This is a genomic window from Candidatus Pelagibacter communis (assembly GCF_001180225.1).
In the GTDB taxonomy this organism is placed as follows: Bacteria; Pseudomonadota; Alphaproteobacteria; order Pelagibacterales; family Pelagibacteraceae; genus Pelagibacter; species Pelagibacter ubique_D.
On record NZ_CVST01000034.1, the window covers coordinates 68,516 to 80,230 of the forward strand.

The following is an 11,715-nucleotide window of genomic DNA, read 5'->3' on the forward strand; positions in this document are numbered from 1 at the left end:
ATCCGCTTTTTTAAAAAATTAAAATTAATTGAACTGTGCTAATGCAGTATTGATCATATCAACTGCTTCATCAACATCAATTTGATCATCAATATATAATCTTGTTATTCTATTAATGAATTGAGAATTGATAACTTTAGAAGCTCTAGAAAGTTCACCTTCTTTAACTCCCCATCTATTAGCAGTATCTAAACCAGCTACAATGTTATCGATAACATCTGCTGAATAAAGATCAGTTAATGGAGCTTTTCTATCTACTCCAACTGGAAGTTTTGACCAAGCTTTAGTATACGCAGCTGGATCACTTGCATTACCTCTTCTTACAGGAAATTTTCCTTCAGGAGCAATTGCTAAAGTTGAAGTATATCCTTCATCCATAGAATAAAGAATAAACTGTTTAGCTTCATCCGTATCTGCATCAGCTGTTATACCAAAGTATCTTACATCTGCCCAAGCAGCACCTTTTTTATTGTTCGGTCCACTAAAGTTTGTAATGAAACCAGTTTTTGATGCTAACTCGCTTGATGTTGGATCATCATTTATTGTTGGAGGAGCTGAGTCTCTTAATCCCGCTAACTCATCCATAATAAATGGAGACCAGATAATCATTGGAGTTTTACCTGCAAAATAAAGTTCTCTAGATTGCTTCCAGTATAATTCACCTTCAGGACTAGCTTTTGCAATTGTTTTGTAAAACTCTAAAGCTTTTTTAAGTTTGTTTCCTTGTTTTTTAATACCACCTTTTTTAACTACGTTAACTCCATTAGCCAATAATACATGTTCTAAAACCTGACTCATGAAGTTTTCGTCTGTTTTTGTAGCAGCAACAAATCCAAACATATCATTTGATGACAGCGTTTCTATTGCTTTAGTGATATTTGCATAACTAGTTGGTGGCTCTAAACCAGCTTTCTCAAAAAGATCTTTTCTATAAACGATCATTTGAGTCCAACCATCAACTGGAACAGCAGCAATTTTTGATCCTTGCTTAGCCATATTTAAAGCACCAGGTGCAAAAGTTTTCTTACCTAATTCTTTAACAACATCATTATTAGCATCAACATCTAAAATTCCTGCTTCAGCCCATGGCAATACATATTGTAGTGTATGATAAATTACATCAGGTAAATCACCTGCTGCAGCTGCAGCTGTTGCTCTTTTACCTAATTCTTTTTCATCGATTGGAATAACTTCAACTGCAATACCAGTTTTTGCTTCAAAGGCTTTAGCCATATCTTCTTGCTTCGCCATTCTTGCTGGTTGAGTTTCAGTTGTCCAAAACTTGATATCTGCAAAAGCAACATTGTTTATAAAAAATGTTACAGCAGATAATAATATTAAAGTTTTTTTTAAACATAATTACCTCTTGTTAATTATTTTTTTTAAACCTTAATATTTTTTAGAAAAAATTTCTTATGCAATAGTGTCATCCCTGTTATGGGGTAATTTTAAAAACTATAAAAAAACCTTTATTTAAAGGCTAAATTATTGCTATCGAATAAATGGCATTTGCTCAGATCAAACCCCAAACTAAGACTATCTCCAACATTGACTTTACTAGCTCCATCAGTTTGAACCACTAAGGGCTCTCCCTCTTTTTCAAGATATAAAAAAGTAGATGAACCTAATTTTTCAATCACGAAAACCTTGCTCTCCCAGCATTTTTCACCACTATTTATCAAGATATGCTCAGGTCTGATACCAATCTTTACACTATCGCCTGGCGAAACTTTATCTGAAGTTTTTGGAACAATAATTTTTCCTTGTCCTGAAATTTCAACTTCAGTTCCTGAATTATTAGAACTTATAACTTTAGAATTAATAAAGTTCATCTTTGGTGAACCAATAAACCCACCTACAAATAAATTTTCAGGTTCGTTGTAAAGTTTTAAAGGTGATCCTTTCTGAGAAACAATACCTTGATCTAATACAACTATATCATCTGCAAGTGTCATTGCCTCTGTTTGATCGTGTGTAACATAAATCATTGTTGCATTTAATTGATCATGCAATTTAGCTAATTCTACTCTCATCTGAACTCTTAAAGCTGCATCTAAGTTGGACAAAGGTTCGTCAAACAAAAATACTTTTGGTTTTCTTGTAATGGCTCTACCAATTGCAACTCTTTGTCTTTGTCCTCCTGATAATTGTTTTGGTTTTCTCTCTAAGTATTCTTCAATTTGAAGAATTTTAGCAGCCTCCATAACTCTTTCTGTGATTTCTTCTTTAGATTTTTTTTCAATCTTTAAACCAAAAGCCATGTTGTCAAACACAGTCATGTGTGGATACAAAGCATATGACTGAAAGACCATTGCAATATTTCTTTCTTTAGGAGGAAGGTCATTTACAACTTGTCCATCGATTGAAATTGTTCCTGAATTAATTTCCTCTAAGCCTGCAATCATTCTTAACATTGTTGATTTACCACATCCACTTGGCCCAACCAATACAGTGAAAGATTCACTTTTAATATCTAGAGACACATCTTTAATCACATGTGTAGATCCAAAAGATTTATTTATGTTCGAAATATTTATCTCAGCCATCTTAAATTAATATTTATATTGTATTTTCAGTTTATATTTGATTATATTTGTTTAGCATATTTATAAACTGGAGAAAACACAATGAGCAAAATTGCAATTATTGGAGCAGGACCTTGTGGTCTATCAATGTTAAGAGCTTTCGAACACTTAGAAAATAAAGGTGAAGAAATTCCCGAAATAGTTTGTTTTGAAAAGCAAGAAGATTGGGGAGGTTTGTGGAACTATAATTGGAGAACAGGTAGCGACCAGTATGGAGACCCAGTTCATAATAGTATGTATAGATATTTATGGTCAAATGGCCCTAAAGAATGTTTAGAGTTTGCGGATTATTCTTTTGATGAACATTTTGGACAACCAATTCCTTCTTTTCCGCCAAGAGAAGTTTTGCAAGATTATATTCTTGGAAGAGTAAGCAAAGGCAAAATTAAAAATAAAATAAAACTAAATACAAGAGTTACAAATGTAACTTTCAGCAATGAAAAATTTGAAATTACCTATCAAGACAAAGTTAAAGATGAAATTTCAAAAGATACATTTGATTATTTAGTTGTTTCTACTGGTCATTTCTCAGTTCCTTTTATTCCTGAATATAAAGGAATGAATTCTTTTCCAGGAAGAATAATGCACTCACATGATTTTAGAGATGCTGAAGAATTTAGAGGAAAAGATGTGATTGTTTTAGGAAGTAGTTATTCAGCTGAAGATGTTGCTCTACAGTGTAATAAATACGGGGCTAAAAGTGTAACTATTGGATATCGAAATGCACCTATGGGATTTAAATGGCCTAAAGGTATGAAAGAAGTTCATTATCTAGATAGACTGGAAGGAAAAAAAGCAATTTTTAAAGACGGTACTGAGCAAGATGCAGATGCAATAATCTTGTGCACAGGATACTTGCATCACTTTCCATTTTTAGATGAAAGCATAAAGTTAAAAACACATAACAGATTATATCCGCCAAAATTATATAAAGGAGTTGTTTGGCAGGATAATCACAAACTTTTATATCTTGGTATGCAAGACCAATTCCATACTTTTAATATGTTTGATTGCCAAGCTTGGTTTGCAAGAGATGTAATTATGGGAAAAATTAAAATGCCAAGTGCTGATGAAATCAATAAAGATATCAATAAATGGGTTGCTATGGAGGAAAAATTAGAAAACCCAGATCAAATGATTGATTTTCAAACTGAGTACACAAAAGAACTTCATTATATGTCTGATTATCCAAAAATAGATTTTGAACTAATCAGAAAACATTTCAAAGAATGGGAACATCATAAAGTAGAGGATATCTTAACTTACAGAAACAAATCATTTTCATCACCTGTCACAGGTTCTGTTGCACCTATACACCATACCCCATGGGAAGCTGCAATGGACGACTCGATGAAGACTTTTTTAAATAAATAATTAATAGTTAACTTTTAATTTTTTATTTTTTGTGATTGCACTTAAAAGTGCATGCATAAGTGGTATTTTATTTTTATTAATTTTTTTTAAGATGTAGTGTGCAATCTCTCTAGCCAGATCTGCGCCCTCAACTGTATCATTTTTCATAAATTTATTTTTTGCAATTTTAAAAGTATAGCCTTTTCCTAAGTATTCACCCATTTTACTGTTTCTTCCTCCAACTGCGCTAACATATAAATCGCCCACTCCAGCTAACCCATGAACTGTTTCTTGTTTGCCTCTAAAATATTTTATTAAATACTCCATTTCATCTAACGATTTTCTAAATAAAGCTGAAGCAGTATTTTCACCTTCACCTGATCCAATAATCATTGAATATATATTTTTAATTGCAGATGAAAATTCAACACCTTTTACATCACTTGAATATTCTGTTTTGTAATATTTAGTTGAGATTAATTTTCCTATATTTTTTGCAATATTAATATTCTTATTTGCTATCACAGTGTAAGTTTTTATTTTTTTTGCCAACTCTTTTGCAAGACAAGGTCCTTTTAGAACTGAAATATTTAAATTTTGAGTACCTTTGCTTAGTTGTTCTGACATAGTAATAATTTTTTTATTATTTCGATCATATTTAAGACCTTTGGTCAAAACGAGAATAGAAACTTTTCTCTTTATATTTTTTAAATGCTGTCTAACCATTTCAATTCCAATAGAACTTACTCCAACAACAACTAAGTCCCATTTTTCATTAAGTAAGTCTGATGAAAATTTTTTGACAGAAACTCTTTTAGATAACTTAAGTTTTAATGCTGGATGAAATTTGTTTTTTGTTATTAATTTATTTAATAGATCTTTGTTGTAAGGCTCGGTTAAAGTTACTTTATGATTATTATCAGCAAGGGGAAAAGTGAATGCAGCACCCATTGCACCCGCTCCTATTATTAAAACTTTTTTCATACGACTAGTTACGCTAAAGTTTTTTTAATTGCTAGTTTCCATCCTGCTAAAAGTTCGTTTCTCAATGTTTTTTTAATATTTGGTGAGAAAACACGATCTTTTTTCCACATATTTTTGATTTGATTTAAAGATTTATATTCTCCTATTTGAAGCCCAGCTAATAAAGCTACACCCAAAGCAGTTGTCTCTAATATTTTTGGTCTGATTACTTTTAAATTAATAATATCAGCTAAAAATTGTGTGAACCAATTGTTGGCAACCATTCCACCATCTACCTTAACTATACTTGGTTTCAAACCATCCTTATTCATTGAATCAAACAAATCAAAACTTTGATATCCAACAGATTCTACCGTCGCTCTCACTATACTTTTCCAATCACTGTCTCTTGTTAGTCCTGTGATAACTCCTCTTACATCTGGTCTCCAATAAGGCGCCCCCATTCCGCTAAAAGCTGGTACAACAAAAACACCATCATTAATTTTAGAGGATTTTGAAATCTTTTCAGTTTCGGGTGCTTTTTTAATCAATTTTACTTTATCTCTCAGCCATTGTAATCCTGCCCCCGCTATAAAAATTGAACCTTCCAAGGCGTAAGTATTTTTATTATTTAATCGATAGCAAATAGTAGTCAGTAATTTATTTTTTGAATTAATTTTTTTTGGACCAGTATTCATAATAACAAACGCACCAGTACCATATGTGCTTTTTATAGACCCTTTTTCAAAACAAGTTTGTCCAAATGCTGCAGCCTGCTGATCACCAAGAACTGCAGAAATTGAAATTTCAACTCCTGTAATTTTTTTATCTGTTTTTCCAAAATTATCTGCTGAGTTCTTTACCTCTGGTAAAATTTTTTTTGGAATATTTAGTTTTTTTAAAATTTCTTTGTCCCATTTATTGTTATTAATATTATACAGCATTGTTCGGCTTGCATTAGATGCTTCAGTTAAATGCTGCTTACCTTTTGTTAATTTCCAAATTAAAAATGTATCTACAGTCCCAAACAATAAATCATTTGAACTAAGAAGTTTTTTGGAAATTTTAACATTGTCTAAAATCCATTTAATTTTTGTAGCTGAAAAATATGGATCTATAAATAATCCGGTTTTATTTCTAAATAGATTTTCATAATTTTTTTTCTTAAGTAATTTACAGTAATCTTGGGTTCTTCTATCTTGCCATACAATTGCATTATAAATTGGCTTTCCTGTTTTTTTATTCCATAGAATTGTTGTTTCCCTTTGATTTGTAATTCCAATTGTAAGTATGTGACCTTTTAATTTTTTGGCTTTATTTATTACTTGTTTTAAAGCTTTAAGTGTTGTGGACCAGATCTCATTTGGATTATGTTCTACCCAACCATTTTTTGGAAAATATTGTTTAAACTCATATTGTGAAACAAAAACAATATTACCTTTTGTGTCAAATAAAATTACTCTTGAAGATGTTGTTCCTTGATCAATAGAAATAATAAATTTTTTCAATGGACTAAGCTATGCCTAAGTGTTTTTTTCTTTTCTCAACCCAAGTTCTGATTAAATTATCAAAAATCAATCCTATGAAAGCAACACAGATACCTAGAGTTAATCCTATTCCAGCTCCATTTTTATCTGACAATGCCTTTAAAATGTACTGGCCTAGATCTTCTGTTCCAATAAAGGCTCCAATAATGACCATAAATAAAGCAAATACTATTGTTTGATTTATCCCAAGCATCATATGGGGGAAAGCCAAAGGAAATTCAATCTTAGTTAATCTTTGAAATTTATTTACACCAGACATTGTTGCAGCTTCATGTAAACCAGCAGGTACACTTCTTAAACCTTCAATAGTATATCTAGTTGCTGGAATTGTTGCATAAACAATTACTGCAATCAAAACTGAAGTATCTGTAATTCCAAATAACATCATTACTGGAATTAAGTATACAAACGATGGGAATGTTTGAAAAATATCACAAACTCCTAACATAAATGCTGCAGACTTTTTATTTTGGAAACATAAAGTTCCAACTGTAAAACCTATTAAACAAGAAACAACTACGCCAAAAGTTGCCATGTACAATGTAACCAATGCTCTATCCCACCATGGACTTAATGCTATAAATAAAGTTAAAGCAGCAACAACTAATGCTGATCTAATTCCTCCAATTAGATAACCAGCTCCTACAGCTAATACTAAAGTGGCAACAGCTGGCATTCTTAGATACAGAGCTCTCATTGGTTGAAGCACTTCTGTAATTAACCATGTATTAAATGCTTTTATATAAACAAAAAATGTATCAAAAATCCAATCAACACCCTTGTTCCAAAAATCAGCTGTTGAAAATCCTTTGTTGTGTGGAACTTCAAATAAATAATTAAAAGTATCTTTAAAAATAAATGTTCCAATATAAGCAAGAATAGCTCCAACAATTATTGATCCACCAAAAAATATAATATTTTTATTTCTTTGGAAAAAAGTAAGATTGCCGAAATAATCTTGTTGTTGATTTGCCCACGCTAATGACATTTTATCTAATAGAATTGCAATCAAACTAATACATAAACCTGCTTCAAGAGCTAACCCGATGTTAAGTTGGTTTAAAGCAAGCAATAGATTAAATCCTAATCCTTTAGCACCAATAAACGCAGAGATCACTGCCATAGAAAAACAAACCATAATTACTTGGTTAACTCCTATTAAGATATCTCTTCTTGCGGTTGGAATAAGTACTTTAGTCATTAACTGCCAGTTTGTGCATCCACTCATTCTTCCTGCTTCGATGACCTCTGGAGGAACTGCTCGTAGTCCAAGAACAGTTAATAAAATCATCGGTGGAACTGCAACTACCATTGTAATTATTACAGCTGCATGATCTCCAACACCAAATAACACAAGCGCAGGAACTAATACTGCATATTGAGGCATAGTTTGCATCACTAAAAGAATTGGATACAAAGCATTTTCAACTCTTTTACTTTTGTAAGCAGCAATACCTAAACTAATACCGAATACAAATGACAGAGGTACAGCCACTAATATAAAAGAAAGTGTTTGCATTGAAGGTTTCCACTGACCAAAGATTGAAATATAAACCATTGTTAAACCTGCAAATAAAGCAAGTCCTATACCACTTAATTTATATGCAAGTATTGTTGCACCAGCTGCAACGATAGTCCAAGGTAAGCCTGGTAATTCTAACCAAGGATAAGCATCAATAAAATCCCAGCTAGTGAATGCAACTATAGTTTCTAACCCTCCAAGCAAAATTTCTCTAATTAACTCAATCAAAAACGTCATAAAAGATGTTAAATTTCTACTAATCTCTAATAACAGTGGTCTCGTTTTAAACTCTTGAGTATCTTCATTCCAAAACTCCATTGGCATCCACTCGTTCATTAAGAAAAATAAAGAGTCGTTTATCCAGATAGGCAACCAACCAAGTAAAGGAGGCAATCTCCAAAATACATCGAAAGCATAATATCGGACTTCTTTACCTAGAAAAAAATAAACACTTTGGTTAGGATCTTTTACAAATTCCGCTTGGCCTCTTATAAATTTGTAAGTTTCAGGAACATCGATTGCAAAACATAAAGCAAAAAATACAACCAGCAAAAATATCCATTGAAACAACTTTGGGTATTTTTTTAAATATTCCATGGTCTAGCTACTATTTTTTCTTCCTCCAAAAACTGTATCAATGATTGTTGAAGGTTTTATTGAACCAATAATATTGTTATTGGAGTCTACCACTCCTACAATTTTTTCTTGGGTAAGAATTTTTTCTGCAACATTTTCAATAATGTCATCTTTTGAAACTTTTACATCTCCTAGATTATCTTTATTTGAACTATCCATTACATCTTCAATGACTAAAACTTTTTCTCTCGGAACTTCTTCAGTAAATTTTCTTACATATTCTGTAGCTGGATTTAAAACAATATTAGCAGGTGTATCTAACTGTTCTATAATACCATCTTTCATGATCGCAATTCGATCTGCTAATTTTAACGCTTCATCAAAATCATGGGTAATAAACATAATTGTTTTTTGTAGTTTTTCTTGCAGTCTTAAAAACTCATCTTGCATTTCTTTTCTTATTAATGGATCTAATGCTGAAAATGGTTCATCTAAGAACCAAATATCGGGTTCCACTGCTAAAGATCGAGCAATCCCAACTCTTTGTTGTTGACCTCCTGAAAGTTCTCTTGGAAAATAATTTTCTCTTCCATCAAGTCCAACTAGTTTCACCATTTCCATTGCTCTACTAATACTGTCTTCAGTCTTAATACCCTTTATCTGAAGTGGGAAAGCAATATTTTCTACAACTGTTTTATGAGGTAACAAGGCAAAGCTTTGAAAAACCATTCCCATTTTATTTCTTCTAAGCTCAATTAATTCTTTATTGTTTAAGTGAAGTAAGTCTTGGCCTTCTATAAAAATTTTTCCTCCAGTTGCATCTGTTAATCTTGAAATACATCTTAGTAATGTTGATTTACCTGAACCAGATAAACCCATTACTACAAGCATTTCTCCTTTTGCAACTTCAAACGAAGCGTTGTTAACTCCAACTATGCAACCGTTTTCTTGAAATGTTTTTGCATCTACATTACCGTTAGACTCTTCAAGCATTTTTTTGGCATTCTCACCAAATATTTTATAAACTGACTCACACTTAATAACGGTCTCAGACATAAATCTTTTCAAAGTTATATGAAATTTAATAAAATTTAAATGTTAATTATTGTAACCTTTCATCATTAAAAATTCTTAATATAGTAAACTCTTGTATCAATACCTGTGCTTAAAAAACTTAAGGCTTCTCCACTGACAGTGATACTTTCATCAATTCCTACATTGTTTCCACTTACGGTAAAACCTGCATAACACTTACCTTTTTCTTGATCCCACTTAACAAATGTTTCATCAATTTTATTTCCATTTTTTGTGTAAATCTCATGTGCTCTAAAATTTAAAAAATTAGCTCCCATAATTGCACGTTGTGGAATTAATTTTGTAGCTTTACATACTTGCTCATATACTTCATCAGTTAATCTATAATGATCAGTTCCATCGAAGGAGACTAATATTCCTGAAGGTAATTTAGATATCAACTCACTTAATTTTCTCTCTTCAGCAATTCTTTGCTCTTCCAATTTCATTTTTTCTACAAGCTCGTCTCCCTCTCCAAATATTCCATTTAAAACAGCAAAAAAAGCTATCACTATCGCTGTAACAATAACTAAACCAATAAATTGCTTTGTTGAGTTTGAATTGTCTTCAGTTTTATTTAAACTATTTTCTTTTGACATTACTCTTGTAACTTTCCGTTTACCCAAGTGCCTGATTTTTGTTTTCCGTCTGCCCAAGTAAATGTTCCTTGTCCATTCATAAAACCTTTAGACCATTCACCGTCATAAGTAGATCCATCTGGAAAAATCAAAATTCCTTTTCCACTCCACTCACTATTTTTAAATTCACCTTTGTAAATATATCCATTAGGCCATGTCTCAACCCCTTGACCTTCTTTTTTTGTTGCAACCCATTCACCTTCATAAGTTGTCTTATCTGTATAAATCCATTTACCAAAACCATTTTCACAGTTTCCTTCTTTGCATCCTGTACTTCGAGCAAATGCAGCTGAGTTAATTAAAGAAATTAAAAATATGAAAATTAGAAATTTTTTCATTTTGTCACTTTACACAAATTAGAATAAAAAAAAATCCCCCCCAAACAAGTTGGGGGAGATTTTAATTTTTTAACTTTTACCCTTATTTAGTAAAAGGTTTCCAAACTGACTCGTTATCAGCTAACCATTTTTTAGCTGCATCTTCGTGAGTCATTTTATCAACATCAACTAAAGCTGCCATCGCACCAATGTGACTTGTTGAGAATGACATCTTTTTAAATGCTGCTGCTGCATCTGGGTGAGTTTTTGGGAAATCCTCATGAACAGCTTTTTTCAAGTATCCATCAGGAGAACCACATTTACCATCACCACCATCTTCTGGTCTGCAACCCGCTGTATATGGAGGGAAGTCAATAAATGTAAAACCAGCACCATCTGTAAAGTTTGGTGTCCAGTTGAAGATTATAGTTCCTCTTCCTTCTTTTTCAGCAGCTGCTAATTCAGCCCAAAGTGCATCTGCACCTCCAGCAAATTTAACCCACCAAAGATCACCTAAACCTAAAGCTTCAATTCTTTGCGGAATTAAATCACCATGCCAACTTTGAGGTCCTTCCAACATTCTTCCTTTTCCATCCGGAGAGTCAGGTGTTGTAAAGTTTTTAGCACAGTCTGGATTTTTTAAAGCTGTCCAATCTGGTAGACCTGGGCACAAACCTTTTTCAACAACCCAGTTTGGGTAACCCATATCTTCAAGAGTTCTTGCCTCATGATCACCCCAGTCAAGTAAACCACCTTTATCTAGAGCAGTAGTAAATGACTTACCGAACGCAGACTCCCATACTTCGTGAGAAATAGTTACGTCACCAATTCTGATTGATTCATAAACTGCTTGTGAGTCAGCGTTTACATATTTTACATTGTTACCCATACTTTCAAAAATTCCACCTATAACGTAAGCCATTACAATTTGAGATGACCAGTTATGAGTTGGGATTACGATGGGCTTCTTGCTATCAGCGTTTGAAATTCCTGCAAAACTTACAACAGAAATAACTAGAGCAGATAGTAATGAAATAATTTTTTTCATTTTTTCCCCCTGTTGTTAAAATTATAATCAAGACTATGTATATATTTATTACTGTAGTCAACTGATTTTGAATGTAATAAAGTCTCACCAAA

10 protein-coding genes are annotated in these 11,715 nt (G+C 32.3%); 1 reads left to right on the plus strand and 9 read right to left on the minus strand.

Translation table 11 applies throughout. The annotated features are described in order from the left end of the window. Nucleotides 1-24 precede the first annotated feature (24 nt). Together AMN99_RS02065 and AMN99_RS02070 are read right to left on the minus strand one after the other, a co-directional pair. On the minus strand, nucleotides 25-1,338 hold the full coding sequence (locus AMN99_RS02065; protein ID WP_075506180.1) for an ABC transporter substrate-binding protein: 1,314 nt from the start codon (nucleotides 1,336-1,338) through the stop codon (nucleotides 25-27). A 131-nt stretch (nucleotides 1,339-1,469) separates the two neighbouring features. Further along, on the minus strand, nucleotides 1,470-2,546 hold the full coding sequence (locus AMN99_RS02070) for an ABC transporter ATP-binding protein (protein ID WP_075506181.1): 1,077 nt from the start codon (nucleotides 2,544-2,546) through the stop codon (nucleotides 1,470-1,472). 81 nt (nucleotides 2,547-2,627) lie between these two features. On the opposite strand from AMN99_RS02070, the gene AMN99_RS02075 reads away from it, so the two are divergent. Next, the gene (locus AMN99_RS02075) at nucleotides 2,628-3,959 is read left to right on the plus strand and encodes an NAD(P)-binding domain-containing protein (RefSeq protein WP_075506182.1); all 1,332 of its coding nucleotides are present in this window, start codon (nucleotides 2,628-2,630) and stop codon (nucleotides 3,957-3,959) included. On the opposite strand, the gene AMN99_RS02080 is transcribed toward AMN99_RS02075, so the two are convergent. The 7 genes from AMN99_RS02080 to AMN99_RS02110 form a co-directional block, all read right to left on the minus strand. Then, nucleotides 3,960-4,922 carry a 2-dehydropantoate 2-reductase N-terminal domain-containing protein gene (locus tag AMN99_RS02080; RefSeq protein ID WP_075506183.1) on the minus strand — a complete coding sequence of 321 codons (963 nt, stop codon included), beginning with the start codon at nucleotides 4,920-4,922 and terminating at the stop codon, nucleotides 3,960-3,962. 8 nt (nucleotides 4,923-4,930) lie between these two features. Continuing rightward, the gene (glpK, locus tag AMN99_RS02085) at nucleotides 4,931-6,409 is read right to left on the minus strand and encodes a glycerol kinase GlpK (RefSeq protein ID WP_075506184.1); all 1,479 of its coding nucleotides are present in this window, start codon (nucleotides 6,407-6,409) and stop codon (nucleotides 4,931-4,933) included. 4 nt (nucleotides 6,410-6,413) lie between these two features. Next, the gene (locus tag AMN99_RS02090; protein WP_075506185.1) at nucleotides 6,414-8,567 is read right to left on the minus strand and encodes an ABC transporter permease; all 2,154 of its coding nucleotides are present in this window, start codon (nucleotides 8,565-8,567) and stop codon (nucleotides 6,414-6,416) included. A 3-nt stretch (nucleotides 8,568-8,570) separates the two neighbouring features. Further along, nucleotides 8,571-9,602: a quaternary amine ABC transporter ATP-binding protein gene (locus AMN99_RS02095; RefSeq protein ID WP_075506186.1), complete on the minus strand. Its 1,032-nt coding sequence runs from the start codon at nucleotides 9,600-9,602 to the stop codon at nucleotides 8,571-8,573. Between the two features lie 65 nt (nucleotides 9,603-9,667). Beyond that, the gene (locus tag AMN99_RS02100; RefSeq protein ID WP_179850429.1) at nucleotides 9,668-10,219 is read right to left on the minus strand and encodes a hypothetical protein; all 552 of its coding nucleotides are present in this window, start codon (nucleotides 10,217-10,219) and stop codon (nucleotides 9,668-9,670) included. Next, entirely contained in the window at nucleotides 10,219-10,596 is a 378-nt protein-coding gene (locus AMN99_RS02105) for an MORN repeat-containing protein (protein ID WP_075506188.1), read from the minus strand. The genes AMN99_RS02100 and AMN99_RS02105 overlap by 1 nt, the downstream gene beginning before the upstream one ends. A gap of 82 nt (nucleotides 10,597-10,678) precedes the next feature. Beyond that, complete coding sequence (locus AMN99_RS02110) at nucleotides 10,679-11,623, minus strand: ABC transporter substrate-binding protein (protein WP_075506189.1); 945 nt, start codon at nucleotides 11,621-11,623, stop codon at nucleotides 10,679-10,681. Nucleotides 11,624-11,715 lie beyond the last annotated feature (92 nt).

What these genes read in the sequence shown, in the direction of transcription:
- AMN99_RS02080 (WP_075506183.1), bottom strand. Translation starts at nt 4,922, where the DNA reads ATGAAAAAAGTTTTAATAATAGGAGCGGGTGCAATGGGTGCTGCATTC.
- AMN99_RS02110 (WP_075506189.1), bottom strand. Translation starts at nt 11,623, where the DNA reads ATGAAAAAAATTATTTCATTACTATCTGCTCTAGTTATTTCTGTTGTA.
- AMN99_RS02075 (WP_075506182.1), top strand. Translation starts at nt 2,628, where the DNA reads ATGAGCAAAATTGCAATTATTGGAGCAGGACCTTGTGGTCTATCAATG.
- AMN99_RS02095 (WP_075506186.1), bottom strand. Translation starts at nt 9,602, where the DNA reads ATGTCTGAGACCGTTATTAAGTGTGAGTCAGTTTATAAAATATTTGGT.
- AMN99_RS02070 (WP_075506181.1), bottom strand. Translation starts at nt 2,546, where the DNA reads ATGGCTGAGATAAATATTTCGAACATAAATAAATCTTTTGGATCTACA.
- AMN99_RS02105 (WP_075506188.1), bottom strand. Translation starts at nt 10,596, where the DNA reads ATGAAAAAATTTCTAATTTTCATATTTTTAATTTCTTTAATTAACTCA.
- AMN99_RS02090 (WP_075506185.1), bottom strand. Translation starts at nt 8,567, where the DNA reads ATGGAATATTTAAAAAAATACCCAAAGTTGTTTCAATGGATATTTTTG.
- AMN99_RS02100 (WP_179850429.1), bottom strand. Translation starts at nt 10,219, where the DNA reads ATGTCAAAAGAAAATAGTTTAAATAAAACTGAAGACAATTCAAACTCA.